The following is a 16,384-nucleotide window of genomic DNA, read 5'->3' on the forward strand; positions in this document are numbered from 1 at the left end:
TTTCAGAAGTCTTTACAGGCCGCCCTTTTGGCATTTTTTGGCTACCTTCGCCGTAATGAAAAAAATGCTGATTACATACAGTTTGCTTTTATGTTTTATACATGTTGCTGTATGGGCTTCAGCGGTGGACCCAGTAAAAAAATCTTCACATGGTTATTCTTTTTCGCCTGCAAAAAATGCTACGATCCTAAAAAAATCTTTTCAATTCCCATTTGATACAAAGGCAGGTAATATTGCTGACAATTTCTTTAACCGAATGGGTTCCAGGGTTGCCAACACCGTATTTTCTTCGCCAGTTGATAGGGGAAGATCTTTCCATTTAATTACCGACCTGGCTAAAAAAGAAACAGTACAAAAATCCGAAGTAGAAAGAGTACTGAAAGATTACCTGTTGCATATATTTCCTTCACATTATTTCTGGTAAAATTGAGTTCGTCGAATAAGTTATGAGTTCTTCCAGTCGTCAACTGTTGATAGAAGTTGTGTAGGTTACGTCAATGATCTAAGAGCTATTGTATTTGTTGGAAAAAGCAATTGTATGAATCATTTACCCCATTTGATATCAGACCTGGCATTGATTCTTGGTGCAGCGGCCATCATGACTTTGTTGTTTAAAAAATTAAAGCAACCATTGGTCTTGGGTTATATTATTGCCGGGATATTGGTCAGTCCCAATTTTGACTGGTTGCCTTCCATTATAGAAACAAAAAGTGTGAATGTGTGGGCGGAAATTGGGGTGATCTTTCTTTTGTTTAGCCTGGGTCTTGAATTCAGTTTTAGAAAATTAGTACAGGTAGGCGGCTCAGCGTCCGTGTCGGCTTTTGTAGAGGCTCTTGGTATGTCTGCATTAGGATATGCCTGCGGCCAGGTACTGGGCTGGTCAACGATGGATAGTATTTACCTTGGAGCTGCCCTGGCAGTGTCATCTACTACCATTATCATCAAAGCGGTAGAAGAACTGGGTTTGAAAAAGAAAAAGTTTGCTTCACTTGTTTTTGGTATCCTGATTGTAGAAGATCTAATTACCATTGCCATCCTGGTATTGCTAACAACATTGTCGGTGAGCCGGCAGTTTGTTGGTACGGAAATGCTGCTTTCCATAGTGAAGCTTATTTTCTTTTTGATCCTTTGGTTTGTAACAGGAATATTTTTTATTCCTACCCTTTTAAAGAAAGCAAAAAACCTGATGTCAGATGAAACATTGCTGATTGTGTCGATTGCCATGTGTTTACTGATGGTGTACCTGGCGGCGCAGGCAGGCTTTTCACCAGCTTTGGGTGCGTTTATCATGGGGTCTTTATTGGCGGAGACCACCAAGGCTGAGAAGATCGAACACCTGGTAAAGCCGGTAAAGGATTTGTTTGGTGCTATCTTTTTTGTGTCGGTGGGGATGTTAATTGACTTAAAAATGATCGGTGATTATGTAGTGCCAATAATTCTTATCACTGTTATTTGTATCCTGGGTAAGGTTGTCACAACCGGTGTTGGCGCATTTATTTCGGGTAATTCATTAAAAGTTTCATTGCAGACAGGCATGAGCCTGGCACAGATTGGTGAGTTCTCTTTTATTATAGCTGCTTTAGGCCTTAGCCTAAACGTCACGGGTAATTTTCTATATCCCGTTATTGTCGCAGTGTCAGGTATTACCACCTTCACAACACCTTACTTAATAAAAGCAGGAGCCCCGCTTTACAACTGGATCGATAAGCGGCTTCCTGAAAAATGGCGGGCCTGGTTGAACCGGTATAGTTCTGAAGCCACTACTATTACTGCCGCCAATGATTTTCAACAGGTGGTAAAGTCCTTTATCATCAATGTGGTGCTTTTTTCAGTGTTGGTAGGTGCTATCGTTTATCTGTCATCGGTGCATGTAAAGCCCTGGGTGGCTTCTCATACATCATATGCGTTTGGCGGTATCACAGCGGCTGTAGCCACATTATTGTTGATGGCCCCTTTTCTTTGGGGATTGGTATTGAGGAATGAGCGGAACGAGTCGTTCGCAAAAATTTATGCCCAGCAAAAATACCGTGGCCCTATCTGGCTCATGCGGGCCATAAAATTGTCGCTGGCTTTATTTTCAATCATCTTCCTTTTAAATAGGTTTTTTTCAATAGCGATCGCATTATATGCAGCTATTTTTATGATTAGCTTGTTCGCCATGTTTCGAAAAAAGATCCAGGCATTGTACGATAGTATTGAAAGCCGGTTTATAAAAAATTTGAATGACAGGGAATTGCAGGAAGAATTAAGGCAACTGGAATTGCAAGCCGGCAAAAGAAATGTTGAACTGGCCCCCTGGGATGCTCATATGACGACATTTGAAGTAGAACCTGAAGTGAGTATTATTGGAAAAACATTAGAAGAGCTTCGTTGGCGGGAGTTGATCGGGGTAAATGTGGCCATGATAAAAAGGGGACAAATAACGATCACGACACCACAAAAAGGCGATCGCATTTTTCCCGGAGATCGCTTATTCATCATCTGCACAGATGCGCAGGAGAAAAAGATGAATGCAATTCTTCGTCCCGATAAAAAATTGGTGGAAAACCAAAAAGAAACTGAAGTGGAATTGGATAAATTCACTATTGATTTTGACTCTCCTTTTATTCATAAAACTATCCGGGATTCCGGCATTCGTACCAGCACCAATGGCTTAGTGGTTGGTATTGAACGAAACGGGCAACGTCTGCTTAATCCCGAATCTTCTATGACCTTTGAGCTGGGCGATATCGTTTGGATCGTGGGTGAGAAGAGGCTTATCGGCGCTATTAACTGACTTATTTTACAAGGGAATCATTGCACCCAAAATCACCCACATTATTCATATACCATTCCCAACGTTGCAAGCCGCCAATCAGCCAGCTGATGGTGTATCCCTTTTTTGTCAGATCATCCGCCCGCGCCAATCCATCGATGCCGTTTTCAGAAATAAAAACATAGTTCTTTTTTTTATCGGAAAATTGTTGTTCAAACTGGTCAATACCCTTTCCTTCAAAGAAGTTAACCGAATTGGCCAAATGTTTATAATCATGTTTTGTGCCTTTATTTACTTTGTTATAAAGACTATCGTGCCGTAGGTCTACGAGAACTATGTTACCGGCTTTTAATTTACTGCAATAATTAGGAGCGGTTATAAAATCTATATTGCTTTTAGACTTGATAAACTTGTTTGTCTTTTGACCGGGGTTTTTATTTCGGAAAAATTCATAAAACAAATAACTGTTGCCAACAAGATAGGCGGCATTGGGAATACCTTTTTGCGTCAACCATTCTGTTGTTTCCGCTGCACCATTGTTTACCATATTAAATAACACGACAGGTTTTGTTTTATCTTTCTGTATTTGCTCGAGTATTTTGAGTGAATCAGCATAATTAAAGTAAACAGCGTTTTTAAAGGCGGGATAATACTGGTAAAATCTCACCATCGCTGAGTCCCAGAAAAACCGGGGCGTATTCGTTATGCCGATGAGCTGCACTTTTTCACCGGATGAAAGCAGGTTTAGTAATTGCGCCGGTGAGATATTCTTATAACTATTTGCCGTTTCATAAAACCGGGTACGATAAGGAGCCAGCTCGTCGTAGCGTCGGAACCATTCTGTCATCCCGCCCTGTACATTATTGACGTGAGTGAATCCATTTTTTAAAAGAATATTGGATGCGGAGCGGCTACGGTAACTATGGGAACAAATCAGGTAAATATCCTTGTCCCTGTAAGCATCCAGTTGTTTTACTGCTTCGGGGTCTTTCTGCAATTCCTGCAGGGGAATATTGATAGCGCCTTTGATCTTACCAATATTGGATTGCTTTCCTCTTGAAACAGTGTCGCAGTATTCGCCTTTGGTTCTTACATCTACGATGACGATGTTATCGTCCCCCTTTTGTTTTTTCTCCATGAGCGCCGGAAGACTGATTTCATTGTAATTGTTTTGGGCATTTGTTATCATTGAAATGCCAAACAGGCAAAGCAGCAGATGAAGAAACTTTTTCATATAGAAGAGCTTTAGCTATCGTAAATTACTGAAATTGGAAGGGGAGATATTTACCGCTGATATAAAAGGTCCCGCGGAATAAATTATTTATAGTCGCTGATGCTGATCACCTCTTTGCAAAAACTATATTCCACTTTATCATTACTGCTTACAACCACGAGTCGGTTATCACAGTATTCACTGATCAGTTGGTGGTATAATTCAATGCCGGCCGCATCAAGATTGGTACAGGGCTCATCCAGCAATACCAACGTAGTATCGGAAAAAATGCATTGGGCCAGCTTCACCCTTTGTTTCATACCCGATGAGTAATAACGAATTTGCTTGTCCGCGGCTTTTTCCAGGCCAAGCCTGGCAATAATGGAACTGGTGGTGATGCCAGGTAAAAAAGGTTTGAACCCATGATGAAAATCCAAAAATTCTTTCAACGTCATTTCTTCCACTACTTCTAAATAAGGAGCGCAGATCGAAACATGTTGGTAAATTTTTTCATGAGGGATTTCCAATTTCTCACCCATCCTGAGCGAAGTCGAAAGGCTGACTTCTGACTTCCGGCTTCCGATTTCATATCTCAAACTCCCTTCATTAAAATGCATGGAGCCGCTCAATACCTGCAGCAGGGTTGATTTGCCGGAACCATTAGGCCCTGTGATGGCATAGGAGCGGCCTTGTTCAAAAGTGTAGGTGAAATGACGAAATATCCAGTCCCGGTTAAAGCGTTTGCCTACATCAGAGAGAATTATCTTCATCGCCGTTGGCTTTTGAAAAACGTTTGATGATGCCCCGGGTACTTTCATTGATGAAAGTCACAATTTCATCTCTCTCGTCGGTGGCCGGAAATTCTTCTTCTAAAAATTCCAGTGCCTGTGAAGTATTTAGCCCTTTATTATACAGGATGCGATAGATATCAAGAATATGATTGATCTTCTCAACCGTGAAGCCACGTCTTTTGAGGCCGACAGAATTAACACCGGCATAGCTAAGTGGCTGGCGGGCAGCCTTGATATACGGCGGTACATCTTTACCCACCAATGAACCGCCTGATATAAATGAATGTGATCCCACATGCACAAACTGGTGAATAGCACAAACGCCTCCCAGGCCTACCCAATCGCCCAGCACGACATGCCCGGCCAATTGCGAATTGTTGCTGATGGTACAATTATTTCCAATAATACAGTCGTGGCCGATATGGCTATAAGCTAATATCCAGCAATTGTCACCCACTACCGTTTTCATCCGGTCCGAGGTGCCGCGATGAATGGTCACAAATTCACGAATAGTGCAATTATCACCAATTTCAACAGTGGTTCTTTCGCCGTCGAACTTTCTATCCTGGGGAATGGCTCCTAACACGGCACCCGGGAAAATCCGGCAGTTTTTCCCGATCCTTGCACCCTCCATAATAGTCACGTTTGACCCTATCCAGGTGCCCTCGCCAATCTCCACATCCTGATGTATAACTGTAAAAGGATCAACCTTTACGTTAGTTGCCAGCTTTGCATTCGGGTGAATATAGGTATGTGGATGAATCATGCAGTTTATATAAAAAAACCTCCGCCATAAGCGGAGACCGTGCAAAGGTAATTGTTACAACCAAAAAAAGGATTTTTTTTAAACCAGGCGGCAAAACCCTGTTTTTGATTAAGATTGGTGTTCAAAATCGGTGTTTGGACTGTAAATTTGCAACTCATGTTCAATCCCCCGGACATATTAACGCTGGCGTATAAACAAGCTCCTATGCAGGAGCAGCTCCTGCTTTTGCAGGAGAAAGAACAGCAAATGCCGGGCTCGGTACAGTATTCCATTAAAAGATATGGCAGAAATATTCAATGGAATATTGAAGATACCGGGATCATGGTGTACCATTACGAGAAAAAGGATCCTGCAAAAAATTACCTGGAGCTGAAGTTTTGCATAGCCGGTAACATGTATTGCCGGTCAAAAGGAACCGAATGTAACAAGTGCAAAGCAGGCGTCTCCAATAGTTGCGCTGATAAAGAAGAGAGCCTTGATGTATTGGGTTTTCGTTTTTCACCTGCATTATTATCACAATTTGTAAAGCCCCGGAACTCAAACGATACCCTGAATGAGGACATATTGAATTTTAAAAGAGAGTCTTCATTTACCAAAATACTACCCCTTTGCAGTAAGACGAGAATGGTGATCGAGTCATTACTCAATCATAACTATACCGATAGCCTGGAAAATATCTTTATCAATGCGCAGATGCAGATGCTGTTGCTCTACAGCATGGATTGCATGATTGGGGATAAAGAAATTGATGTGATCAACTGCAAGTTCCTGGCCAACGAAGCCGACCGGGAAAAAGTGAGCAGGGCAAGGGAAATTCTGATTCAGCATATCGGCGAGCCCATCACAATTAAGGAACTGAGCCGTAAGGTGGCGATGAATGAATGCTACCTGAAAAAAGGGTTTAAAGAAATGTTTGGTTCTACCATTTTCGATTTTTATCAAAGCCAGCGAATGGAACATGCCCGTTTTCTTTTATATGAGAAAGGGCTGAGTGTTACGGAGGTTTCTATGCTTCTGGGTTATTCTTCCATATCTCACTTCTCTACTGCCTTTAAAAAACACACGGGTTTGAAGCCTTGTGAACTGTTGTTGCGTTAAAAGAGCAATTTTAACGGACGGCAAAAAAAAAATTACTACCTACAAACACAATTTTCCTTAATATTTTTTGTTCCTAATATATATATATATATATATGACCTAAGTCACAGCCGTTATGGCATTTTTTTTGGACTTTGCGACACCGATGCGTAAGACCTTGATTATAGGATTGATGTTGGTTCACCTTTTTGCTCATACAGAGGTAGGCCAGGTATTCAGGTTGCCAAACCTGCTAAGTCATTTTTTTCAACATCATCGCCAAAATCCGCGGATAAGTTTTTTTGATTTTATTGCCATGCATTATGGCGGTGATGACGGAACGCATGCTGATGACGACAGGGATGATCAGTTGCCCTGTCATAATATTAATAATAATACTTTGTCAATAGTTTATTCTGTTTTCGAAAATGATGTTCCATCACTTGCTGTTGAAATGAATATTTCTGCAGAATACGGGAGTCATTTACAGCCAGGCAACCCTTCTGAACATGTGCTGCTTGTTTTGCAGCCTCCCCGCCAAGCCTAAGTTTATCCGCTATGTAAATCACTACTAAAGGAAAATTGATTTTTTCCTGATCTGCTTGTTTGCCATACTTATGATCACCTCGTAGCAGTAGCTCATGCTATTGTTATGAAGCGTATCGCATTGCAATCAAACCAAAGCCACCAGCGAATCATTAAAAGTTAACTCTAAAAATTAGTCTTTGTGAAAAACCATGTAACTAAAGTAATTATTGCTGTTGGGGCAATGGTCATTACCTTTTATGCCTGTCGTCATCAAATTCCCTTTCCCAATACATCGGGAACCGGAAATGACAACGGTGGCAATCCTCCTGCTGTTTCAACCTGCAGTGCTGATACAGTTTATTTTGTTAACGAGATCATGCCAATCATTTCTTCCAATTGCACGATGAGCGGTTGTCATGATAATATAACTCATGCTGATGGAGTAAATCTTACTTCTTACGCCAACATCAAACGATACGTTACGGCCGGCAATGCAGGCGACAGCAAATTGTATAAAGTTATAATTAAGACAGACGGAGACAGGATGCCGCCTCCTCCAATGGCTCCACTTACGCAGGATCAAAAGGATAAAATTGCCAAGTGGATAAACCAGGGCGCCCTGAATAATAACTGTACAGCAAGTTGCGATACATCAGTGTTCACTTATAGCAGAGCCATAAAACCAATTATGGATAATAAATGCAGAGGCTGTCATAATCCTTCTTCATTAGGAGGAAATATTGATGTATCAACCTATAGCGCTGTAAAAGTAATTGCATTAAACGGAAAACTGTTTGGCTCTGTTTCGCACCAGCCAGGTTATTCACCTATGCCAAAAAACGCTGCAAAGCTTTCGGATTGTGAAATCAGCCAGATACAAAAATGGATCAATGGCGGATCACTGAACAATTAAATCCAATAAAAATGAAAAAAATACTTTTTATACTGTTAGTGGTGTTCACCGCGGCAATAAGCTCCTGTTATTATGATAAAGAAGAACTGTTATATCATTCTGCAAACAATGCTCCGTGCACCGATACAGCAGGAGCTGTTTCTTATGCTCAAAAGGTAGCGCCGATGCTGCAGCAGCATTGTTATAGCTGCCACACGGGGAGTTTTCCATCCGGCAATGTTGCAATGGGTACCTATACGGCAGATAAAATTATTGCTCAGAACGGATCATTATATGGTAGTATCAGTCATGCAGCCGGCTATTCTCCCATGCCCAAAGGGATGTCAAAAATGAGCAATTGCCAGCTTGCGGTTATTAAAAAATGGATTGATGCAGGTATGCAGAATAATTAACTGTTTACGTAGAAATAAAAACTGCTGCTTAGTATTAGTTCATCATTTAAAATAATGCTATCATGAAAAAGAAAAAACTGATCATAAATATTGCGCTTGTTGCATTGCTGATATTCGCAGTTGCGGCGTTTTATGTATACAAGGAGTATAACCGTTCTCATAAAGATACATCTGAACTGCCGCCTGATTATTCAATAGCGGCTCTTGATCTTTTAAGCGAGTTTGAAACAGGAGAATCATCGGCAGGAAAAAAATACTGGGATAAAGTGATCCTGGTTGATGGAATGGTAAAAGCGGTGACCGTGGACGAGAGAGGTGTTTATTCAGTAGTGCTTGGCGATACTTCCTCTATGTCTTCAGTACGTTGCAATTTGGATAGCACTCACAATAAAGAAGCCGCAGATGTAAAAAAAGGAAACCATGTAGCAGTAAAAGGCATCTGCACAGGCTTTAATGCCGATGAATTGCTGGGTTCAGATGTAATCCTTGTTCGCTGCGTTCTTCATTCAAGCAAATAATTTTTAAATCTTAAAATTTCAAGTATGAAAAATATTTTTTTATTGCTGTTAGCAGTCATCTTGTTTACTACCACCTCGTTTGGGCAAAAATATTTTACCAAAACAGGCAAGATCAATTTTGATGCAACAGCAGCTTCCTCACCTGAAAAAATTGAAGCGGTAAACAGAACTGTTACCTGCGTGGTAGATACCAAAACAGGAAACCTGCAATTCGCTGCCTTAATGAAAGGATTTGAGTTTGAAAGAGCGTTGATGGAAGAGCATTTTAACGAGAACTATATAGAAAGCGATAAGTTTCCTAAAGCGGAATTTAAGGGAAGCATTGCCGGTAACGATAAAGTTAATTACAGCACGGATGGTGTTTACCTGGTAAAAGTAAAGGGAAAATTATCTCTCCACGGTGAAACCCGTGATGTAGAAACGGAAGGAAAACTGACCATACAAGGAGGGAAAATTAATGCTATTGCAGCGTTTGCCGTTTCCTTATCTGATTTTAAAATTTCGATACCGGGCCTTGTGGCAGATAAAGTTGCAAAAACAGTTAAAATAAGTGTGTCCTGTGCATTGGAGCCATTAAAAGGATAATTATAAAATTCAAATGCTATGCAAAAACGATTAGTCAGAGCCGGTTTGTTATTCTTTTTATTTTTTATCCATTGGAATAGTAAAGCCCAGGACGAGGATTTGCTGAAATTAATTGACAATGAAAAACCCAAAAGAGAAATTGTAAAAAATGCATTCAAATCACCACGGGTGATCAATGGTCATTCGATGGAGTTTCTCAGGCCGGGAACAATGGATCTCCGTATTCTGCACCGCTTTGGCCAGCTTGACCAGGGATATAAAAACTTCTTTGGTCTTGACCAGGCGAGTATGCGATTGGGTTTTGATTTTGGAATTTTGAAAAACCTGATGGTGGGTCTTGGCAGAAGCACTTATAAGAAGGAACTGGATGGATTTATAAAATATGCACCTTTTCTGCAATCAACCGGTGAAGGGTCATTCCCGGTTACCATTGCATTGGTTTCGGGGATGACAATGGATGGACTGCCCTGGGCCGACCCGGAAAGAAAAAATTTTTTTACATCCCGGCTGGCCTATTATTTTCAAATGATAGTCGGCAGAAAAATCTCTGAAGGAATTTCGCTGCAAATAGTGCCAACGGTAGTGCATAAAAATTTGATACAATTAGCGGCTGATTCCAACAATATCTATTCCGTTGGAGTGGGTGGCAGGTTAAGATTGTCAAGAAGAATTGCTTTTACCTGGGATTATTTTTATGTGTTGAACCCACTGACGGATAATGCGTATGAAAATCCGCTTTCAGTCGGATTTGATATTGAAACCGGCGGTCACGTTTTTCAGTTACATTTTTCCAATTCTACAGGAATGAATGAACGGGCTTTTATTACTGAAACCACCGGTAAATGGGGAAAAGGAGAAGTAAGGTTTGGATTTAATTTATCGAGGGTGTTCCAGATTAAAAAGAAAAAGACAAAGTAGATAACATAATAGCATAGAGTGAAATTATTAATAGGGGGTCACAGGAAGCCCATCTGTTTAATATATAGAATAAGCGAAGCGATTGGCTTCGCTTATTTAGGTGCGCTATTCTTTAGTTGATTCTGAAAGTACATAATTTTATTTTGTGAACTGTTGTTGCGATTATATTTCCTGTAATACTATTCTACATTCTTTTCCGTTTCTATTTTTGCACCCATGAAATGGCTTGGATACATATTATCCTTATACATGTTGTTGCTGGCCGTGTTTCCCTGCTGCCTGGTAGATGATTGCCCCGATGATAAAACAAAAACCGAGCAGTTGGCCGGTCATGAAAATGGTGACGAAGATTGCGGCAACTGTTCGCCCTTCTTTAATTGTGAAGGTTGCGCTGCTGTTTCCATGACTATAGAGACCGTTTATTTTGATATGACTTCTTTGCCTGTAAAACAGGTTTATACAGGATTTCTTACTTCTGTCATTCCTGATGTTCATTATGATTTCTGGCAACCGCCAAAGCTAGGTTAATACCCCGACTTCGTCACGTGACGGAGAGTTTCATTTGTTTATTTTTATTGTTTTTTAGCCAAATGGAATCTTGCCTGTCGGCAGACAGGTTCGCTAAATATCATCACGGTTGGTGATCCGCCGCGGCGGATCATGGCTCATTACAAATTATTAACCTATCCCTACACATGTATAAAATATCTTTATGTGTGGCTGCATTGATTTGCAGTACCACACTACTTGCACAACATTCCATCAGTTTTTTGATAAAAAATGCTGAAACTGCGGAGCCTTTGGCAGGAGCATCTGTTGTGATCACCGCATCAAAAACAGGCAATGCGGCAGACTCAGCAGGACTTGTAACATTTTCAGGGCTTGTTGCCGGAAAATACAATTTTCGTTTTTCTTATACCGGCTTTCAATCCAGGCAGGAGACCATAAACATTCCCTACGGAGAAGGGCAGCCTTATGAAATTTTATTGCGGGCCGAAGAAGAGGAGGAAGAGGAAGAAGTGATCGTTCAATCCACCCGAAGTACCAGGACTATACAAAGCATTCCAACAAGAGTCGAGTTTATCGCAGGTGAAGAGTTGGATGAAAAAGCCAATATGAAACCGGGTGATATCCGGATGGTATTAACGGAAAGTACGGGTATTCAAACCCAACAAACTTCTGCTACTTCAGCCAACGCATCTATTCGCATACAAGGTCTTGATGGGAGATACACACAAATTTTGAAAGATGGATTGCCTTTATATGCGGGCTTCAGCAGCGGCCTGGGCTTGTTGCAAACGCCTCCTTTAGATCTTAAGCAGTTCGAGGTGATCAAAGGATCTGCTTCAACCTTATATGGCGGTGGTGCGATTGCCGGTCTGGTCAACCTCATTTCGAAAACGCCTGCTGATGAAAGAGAATTAAAATTTCATTTAGATGCCACTTCAGGCGGTGGTTTAAACACCAGCGGATTTTTTGGACAGCGATTTGGAAAAATTGGAACGACAATATTCGCTTCAAGAAATAGTAATAAAGCATACGACCCGGCGGATATTGGATTAACTGCTATTCCAAAATTTGAACGATATACATTAAATCCCAAATTCTTTGTGTACTTCAACAAGAATACTCAATTGAATTTGGGAGTAAATCTAACAACTGAAGACAGAACTGGTGGTGATGTTGATTTCATCAAAGAGAAAAAAGCAGCAGGCTTTTTTGAAAAAAACAACAGTGATCGTATCAGCACGCAGTTCAGCCTTGAACATCGATTTGGCAAATGCAGTCACATCGCATTAAAGAATAGCTTCAATCACTTTAAACGCATAATGAGTTTGCCCGGCTATGTGTTTAATGGTAAACAAAGCGGAACTTTTACTGAAGCCACTTATGCTTATCATGGTGACAGATCGGAATGGGTCACCGGCCTCAATCTTTATACCGATCATTTCAGCGAGGTGAAAACTACACCAACCCCTTTGAGAAATTATGATCAAATAACAATAGGGGCTTTTGTACAAAACAATCTGAAGCTCACCAATAAGTTTAGTTTGGAGACAGGCTTAAGAGGCGACCAGGTAAAGGATTATGGATTTGCATTCTTACCAAGGATATCCGCTTTGTTCAATATCACGCCGAAGCTTACATCCCGGATTGGCGGTGGACTGGGTTATAAAACGCCAACTATTTTTACCGAAGAAAGTGAAAGGCTGCAATATAGAAATGTGTTGCCGGTGGATGATAAGGTAAATAAACTGGAACGCAGCTATGGTGTAAATGCAGATATTAATTACAAAACAAGATTTGCTGATGGCGAGGTGAGTTTCGGTGTCAATCATCTTTTCTTTTATACACGAATTGCTGATCCTCTATTGCTGCAACCGGATGGTAATAACTATCGCTTTTATACGGTGAAGGGTCATATTGATAGCCGGGGAATGGAAACGAATGTGAAACTGGGCTACAGTGATTTTAAACTGTTTCTCGGTTACACCTTTACTGAAGCTTACCTGCACGAAGGAAATAGTAAAACAGAAAATTATCTCACACCACGACACCGTCTCAATTCCGTTTTGCTGTATGAGGTGGAAGATAAATGGAAGATTGGATTGGAAGGTTATTATTTCAGCAAACAAAAGCTAAGCGATGGTAGCACCGGCAAACCTTATTGGATCAATGGCTTCATGGTGGAAAAGCTATGGGAGAAATTTTCTTTGTATATCAATTTTGAAAATTTCCTCGATACAAGGCAAACAAGATTTGGCAGCATTTATACAGGATCGATCGATAACCCGGTGTTCAAAGATATTTATGCACCGCTGGATGGGTTTGTTATTAATGGTGGAATTAAGCTGAGATTTTAAAAAAAAATGTACCAGAGTTCTGTGCTGGTACATTTTTTACTTCCCTTTAGTTGGCTGGGATTTATCTTTTACCCTTTTCACCCGCTCCCCGGTACATCATAATGTCCCGGTCAAACAAATACAATCCCCCTTTATCATCGCCCACCAATTCCAGTTTATCATTTAGTGTACGGGCTGTATGTTCTTCTTCCATTTGTTCATTCACATACCACTGCAGGAAATTATGGGTAGCGTAGTCTTTTTCGGAAAGTGAGAGATGTACGAGATCGTTGATGCTATTGCTTACTTTCAATTCGTGAGTTAGAAATTCGTCAAAAACGAATTTCAGTGACTTAAATGTAATAATGGGTTGGGCCAATGCGGGAACAACGGCAAACCCACCCCGCTCGTTGATAAAACGGATCAACTTCAACATATGCACTCTTTCCTCATCCGACTGTTTGTAGAAAAAATCAGTTACTCCCTGCAATCCCGGTTGAATTTCGGCCCATGATGCCATGGCCAGGTAAGCTTGCGAAGATTCGGCTTCCATCTGTACCTGGCTGTTAAGTGCTTCCTGTATTGATTTTGATAGCATAACAATAGATTTTATTACAAGTTAGGTTTAAAATCAAATGTAAAAAAAGCAGAAATAAAAAAGAGGAACAGTTTCCCATTCCTCCAGATGTATAAACCGTCAGTAAGTATTTATGATCCGCAGCTGATGCAACCTTCCGGGTTGTCCAGTGAACAGGATATTTGTTCAATAGCTTCTGCTTTATCAGCAACTGTTTGTGCTTGCTTGATAACAGATGAGTCAACTGTAAATTTAACAGCGTCAGTAGCCGCTTTTGTTCTCAGGTAATACATACCCGTTTTTAATCCTTTTTTCCAGGTATAGAAATGCATCGAACTTAGCTTGGCAAAATTAGGCTGCTCTACAAACAGGTTGAGCGATTGCGACTGGCAGATAAATGCACCACGGTCAGCCGACATATCGATCAATGAACGCTGCTTGATCTCCCAAACTGTTTTATAAATTTCTTTCAGGTTGGTTGGTATCTCGTCAATATTCTGAACAGATCCGTTGGCAGCAATGATGCGTTGCTTCATACTATCGTTCCAAAGACCAAGGCTCATCAGGTCTTTCAGCAAATGTTTATTTACTACCACAAATTCTCCACTCAATACACGACGATTGTAAATATTGGACGTGTAGGGTTCAAAACATTCGTTGTTGCCAAGAATTTGCGAGGTAGACGCTGTTGGCATTGGCGCCAGTAACAAAGAATTTCTTACTCCATGTTCTCTGATCTCAGCTTTCAACGCATCCCAGTTATAACGATCGCTGGGTTGCACGTTCCACATATCAAATTGGAAAATACCTTTTGACAAAGGAGAGCCTTCGAATGTTTCATAAGCTCCCACTTCCCTGGCAATTTTATTGGAAGCAACCAACGCAGCATAATAGATCGTTTCAAAAATATTTTTGTTCAGCAGCTTCGCCATATCGCTTTCGAATGGCAAGCCCAGCAACATAAACACATCCGCTAAACCCTGTACGCCGATTCCGATCGGGCGATGACGGAAATTGCTGCGTTTTGTTTCTTCCAGCGGGTAATAGTTGTTGTCAATGATCTTATTCAGGTTGCGGGTAATGATCTGTGTTACTTCCAGCAATTTATCAAAGTTGAACTTCTTGCCTTCAACAAAGCGGGGCAGCGAAATAGAAGCCAGGTTACAAACCGCTGTTTCATTCTCATCACTGTATTCAATGATCTCGGTGCAAAGATTGCTGCAACGAATCGTACCCAAATTCTTTTGGTTTGATTTTTCGTTGGCGGCATCTTTATACAGCATGTATGGATTGCCGGTTTCTATTTGTGCTTCGAGTATAGCGTTCCAGAGATCACGGGCAGGAATTGTTTTCTTTGCCTTTCCTTGTTTCTCATATTGCTCATACAAAGTTTCGAATTCAGCGCCATGCGTGGTATGCAGGTTTTTTGCTTCATTGGGGCAAAACAAACTCCATTGGCCATCAGCCTCAACACGTTTCATAAAGAGATCCGGAATCCAAAGAGCCAGGAAAAGATCTCTTGCTCTCATTTCTTCTTTACCATGGTTTTTGCGCAGGTCCAAAAATTCAAATACATCCGCATGCCAGGGTTCCAGGTAAACGGCAAATGCTCCTTTGCGTTTGCCACCGCCCTGGTCTACATAACGGGCGGTATCATTAAATACACGCAGCATCGGGATGATACCATTGCTGGTACCATTCGTGCCTTTGATATAGCTACCGGTTGAACGGATATTATGAATATTGATACCGAGTCCGCCGGCAGATTGGGAAATAAGCGCCGCATTTTTCAATGTTTCATAAATACCGGCAATGCTGTCTTCTTTCATGCTTTGCAGGAAGCAGCTACTCATTTGCGGCTTAGGTGTACCAGAGTTGAACAGGGTTGGCGTTGCATGCACAAACCATTTTTCACTCATCAGGTTATAAGTTTCGATGGCTGCATCGATATCTGTTTTATGAATGCCTAAGGCAACACGCATAAACAAATGTTGCGGACGTTCAACTATTTTACCATTTACTTTCAGCAGGTACGATTTTTCCAGGGTTTTGAAACCAAAGAAATCAAAATGATAATCCCTTTCGTAGATAATAGATGCATCGAGCTGATCAGCATTTTGCTGGATGATGTCGTACACATCATCAGCCAGTAAAGGCGCTTTTTCTCCTGTTTTATTATCGATATAATTGTAAAGAAGCTTTGCCGTTTCTGAAAAAGACTTGGTCGTATTCTTATGCAGGTTGCTCACAGCGATCCTTGCCGCCAATACCGCAAAATCAGGATGCTTGGTGGTAAATGAAGCGGCTGTTTCTGCAGCCAGGTTATCCAATTCGGTAGTGGGTACGCCATTGTAAATACCAACAATTACTTTTTTGGCAATTTCAATAACGTCATCTGATTTAAGGGTAAGGCCATAACTTAATTTCATTACCCGGGATGTGATCTTGTCGAAATGAACGGCTTCCTGCTTGCCATTGCGTTTCAGTACATACATGTCTTTATATTTA

Annotated in this window: 16 protein-coding genes; 11 read left to right on the forward strand and 5 right to left on the reverse strand. The window is 41.0% G+C overall.

Annotation, left to right across the window (positions count from 1 at the left end; translation table 11 throughout):
* Positions 1-64: 64 nt before the first annotated feature.
* Together ACFEL9_RS14490 and ACFEL9_RS14495 are read left to right on the forward strand one after the other, a co-directional pair.
* Positions 65-424, forward strand: coding sequence for a hypothetical protein (locus ACFEL9_RS14490; protein ID WP_385891308.1), 360 nt, complete (start codon positions 65-67; stop codon positions 422-424).
* 114 nt (positions 425-538) lie between these two features.
* Entirely contained in the window at positions 539-2,776 is a 2,238-nt protein-coding gene (locus ACFEL9_RS14495) for a cation:proton antiporter domain-containing protein (RefSeq protein ID WP_385891311.1), read from the forward strand.
* Between the two features lies 1 nt (position 2,777).
* Here ACFEL9_RS14495 and ACFEL9_RS14500 read toward each other — a convergent pair whose 3' ends face one another.
* The 3 genes from ACFEL9_RS14500 to lpxA form a co-directional block, all read right to left on the reverse strand.
* Entirely contained in the window at positions 2,778-3,989 is a 1,212-nt protein-coding gene (locus tag ACFEL9_RS14500; protein ID WP_385891314.1) for a rhodanese-like domain-containing protein, read from the reverse strand.
* 83 nt (positions 3,990-4,072) lie between these two features.
* A complete protein-coding gene (locus ACFEL9_RS14505) occupies positions 4,073-4,738 on the reverse strand; it encodes an ABC transporter ATP-binding protein (protein WP_385891317.1) in 666 nt (221 codons plus the stop codon).
* The gene (gene lpxA, locus ACFEL9_RS14510; protein WP_385891320.1) at positions 4,719-5,525 is read right to left on the reverse strand and encodes an acyl-ACP--UDP-N-acetylglucosamine O-acyltransferase; all 807 of its coding nucleotides are present in this window, start codon (positions 5,523-5,525) and stop codon (positions 4,719-4,721) included. The genes ACFEL9_RS14505 and lpxA overlap by 20 nt, the downstream gene beginning before the upstream one ends.
* 156 nt (positions 5,526-5,681) lie before the next feature.
* On the opposite strand from lpxA, the gene ACFEL9_RS14515 reads away from it, so the two are divergent.
* The 9 genes from ACFEL9_RS14515 to ACFEL9_RS14555 all read left to right on the forward strand — a co-directional run bounded on the left by ACFEL9_RS14515 (position 5,682) and on the right by ACFEL9_RS14555 (position 13,320).
* On the forward strand, positions 5,682-6,623 hold the full coding sequence (locus tag ACFEL9_RS14515) for a helix-turn-helix domain-containing protein (protein ID WP_385891323.1): 942 nt from the start codon (positions 5,682-5,684) through the stop codon (positions 6,621-6,623).
* Positions 6,624-6,738: 115 nt separating this feature from the next.
* Positions 6,739-7,149: a hypothetical protein gene (locus ACFEL9_RS14520; protein ID WP_385891326.1), complete on the forward strand. Its 411-nt coding sequence runs from the start codon at positions 6,739-6,741 to the stop codon at positions 7,147-7,149.
* Between the two features lie 180 nt (positions 7,150-7,329).
* Positions 7,330-8,043 carry a hypothetical protein gene (locus ACFEL9_RS14525; protein WP_385891329.1) on the forward strand — a complete coding sequence of 238 codons (714 nt, stop codon included), beginning with the start codon at positions 7,330-7,332 and terminating at the stop codon, positions 8,041-8,043.
* An 11-nt stretch (positions 8,044-8,054) separates the two neighbouring features.
* Positions 8,055-8,435, forward strand: a complete 381-nt coding sequence (locus tag ACFEL9_RS14530) for a hypothetical protein (RefSeq protein ID WP_385891332.1) — start codon at positions 8,055-8,057, stop codon at positions 8,433-8,435.
* 62 nt (positions 8,436-8,497) lie between these two features.
* Complete coding sequence (locus ACFEL9_RS14535; protein ID WP_385891335.1) at positions 8,498-8,953, forward strand: OB-fold protein; 456 nt, start codon at positions 8,498-8,500, stop codon at positions 8,951-8,953.
* Positions 8,954-8,977: 24 nt separating this feature from the next.
* Positions 8,978-9,538, forward strand: coding sequence for a YceI family protein (locus ACFEL9_RS14540; RefSeq protein ID WP_385891338.1), 561 nt, complete (start codon positions 8,978-8,980; stop codon positions 9,536-9,538).
* An 18-nt stretch (positions 9,539-9,556) separates the two neighbouring features.
* Positions 9,557-10,456 (forward strand): DUF5777 family beta-barrel protein, encoded by a 900-nt coding sequence (locus ACFEL9_RS14545; RefSeq protein WP_385891340.1) that lies wholly within the window; start codon positions 9,557-9,559, stop codon positions 10,454-10,456.
* Between the two features lie 216 nt (positions 10,457-10,672).
* Positions 10,673-10,984, forward strand: a complete 312-nt coding sequence (locus ACFEL9_RS14550; protein WP_385891343.1) for a DUF6660 family protein — start codon at positions 10,673-10,675, stop codon at positions 10,982-10,984.
* A gap of 167 nt (positions 10,985-11,151) precedes the next feature.
* Entirely contained in the window at positions 11,152-13,320 is a 2,169-nt protein-coding gene (locus ACFEL9_RS14555; protein WP_385891345.1) for a TonB-dependent receptor, read from the forward strand.
* A gap of 61 nt (positions 13,321-13,381) precedes the next feature.
* On the opposite strand, the gene ACFEL9_RS14560 is transcribed toward ACFEL9_RS14555, so the two are convergent.
* Together ACFEL9_RS14560 and ACFEL9_RS14565 are read right to left on the reverse strand one after the other, a co-directional pair.
* Positions 13,382-13,897, reverse strand: a complete 516-nt coding sequence (locus ACFEL9_RS14560) for a ferritin (protein ID WP_385891347.1) — start codon at positions 13,895-13,897, stop codon at positions 13,382-13,384.
* 110 nt (positions 13,898-14,007) lie between these two features.
* Positions 14,008-16,371 carry a ribonucleoside-diphosphate reductase subunit alpha gene (locus ACFEL9_RS14565; protein WP_385891350.1) on the reverse strand — a complete coding sequence of 788 codons (2,364 nt, stop codon included), beginning with the start codon at positions 16,369-16,371 and terminating at the stop codon, positions 14,008-14,010.
* Positions 16,372-16,384: the final 13 nt, after the last annotated feature.

Source organism: Terrimonas alba, assembly GCF_042434975.1.
Lineage (GTDB): Bacteria > Bacteroidota > Bacteroidia > Chitinophagales > Chitinophagaceae > Terrimonas_B > Terrimonas_B alba.

What these genes read in the sequence shown, in the direction of transcription:
- ACFEL9_RS14490 (WP_385891308.1), top strand. Translation starts at nt 65, where the DNA reads ATGCTGATTACATACAGTTTGCTTTTATGTTTTATACATGTTGCTGTA.
- ACFEL9_RS14495 (WP_385891311.1), top strand. Translation starts at nt 539, where the DNA reads ATGAATCATTTACCCCATTTGATATCAGACCTGGCATTGATTCTTGGT.
- ACFEL9_RS14500 (WP_385891314.1), bottom strand. Translation starts at nt 3,989, where the DNA reads ATGAAAAAGTTTCTTCATCTGCTGCTTTGCCTGTTTGGCATTTCAATG.
- ACFEL9_RS14505 (WP_385891317.1), bottom strand. Translation starts at nt 4,738, where the DNA reads ATGAAGATAATTCTCTCTGATGTAGGCAAACGCTTTAACCGGGACTGG.
- lpxA (WP_385891320.1), bottom strand. Translation starts at nt 5,525, where the DNA reads ATGATTCATCCACATACCTATATTCACCCGAATGCAAAGCTGGCAACT.
- ACFEL9_RS14515 (WP_385891323.1), top strand. Translation starts at nt 5,682, where the DNA reads ATGTTCAATCCCCCGGACATATTAACGCTGGCGTATAAACAAGCTCCT.
- ACFEL9_RS14520 (WP_385891326.1), top strand. Translation starts at nt 6,739, where the DNA reads ATGGCATTTTTTTTGGACTTTGCGACACCGATGCGTAAGACCTTGATT.
- ACFEL9_RS14530 (WP_385891332.1), top strand. Translation starts at nt 8,055, where the DNA reads ATGAAAAAAATACTTTTTATACTGTTAGTGGTGTTCACCGCGGCAATA.
- ACFEL9_RS14535 (WP_385891335.1), top strand. Translation starts at nt 8,498, where the DNA reads ATGAAAAAGAAAAAACTGATCATAAATATTGCGCTTGTTGCATTGCTG.
- ACFEL9_RS14540 (WP_385891338.1), top strand. Translation starts at nt 8,978, where the DNA reads ATGAAAAATATTTTTTTATTGCTGTTAGCAGTCATCTTGTTTACTACC.
- ACFEL9_RS14545 (WP_385891340.1), top strand. Translation starts at nt 9,557, where the DNA reads ATGCAAAAACGATTAGTCAGAGCCGGTTTGTTATTCTTTTTATTTTTT.
- ACFEL9_RS14550 (WP_385891343.1), top strand. Translation starts at nt 10,673, where the DNA reads ATGAAATGGCTTGGATACATATTATCCTTATACATGTTGTTGCTGGCC.
- ACFEL9_RS14555 (WP_385891345.1), top strand. Translation starts at nt 11,152, where the DNA reads ATGTATAAAATATCTTTATGTGTGGCTGCATTGATTTGCAGTACCACA.
- ACFEL9_RS14560 (WP_385891347.1), bottom strand. Translation starts at nt 13,897, where the DNA reads ATGCTATCAAAATCAATACAGGAAGCACTTAACAGCCAGGTACAGATG.
- ACFEL9_RS14565 (WP_385891350.1), bottom strand. Translation starts at nt 16,371, where the DNA reads ATGTATGTACTGAAACGCAATGGCAAGCAGGAAGCCGTTCATTTCGAC.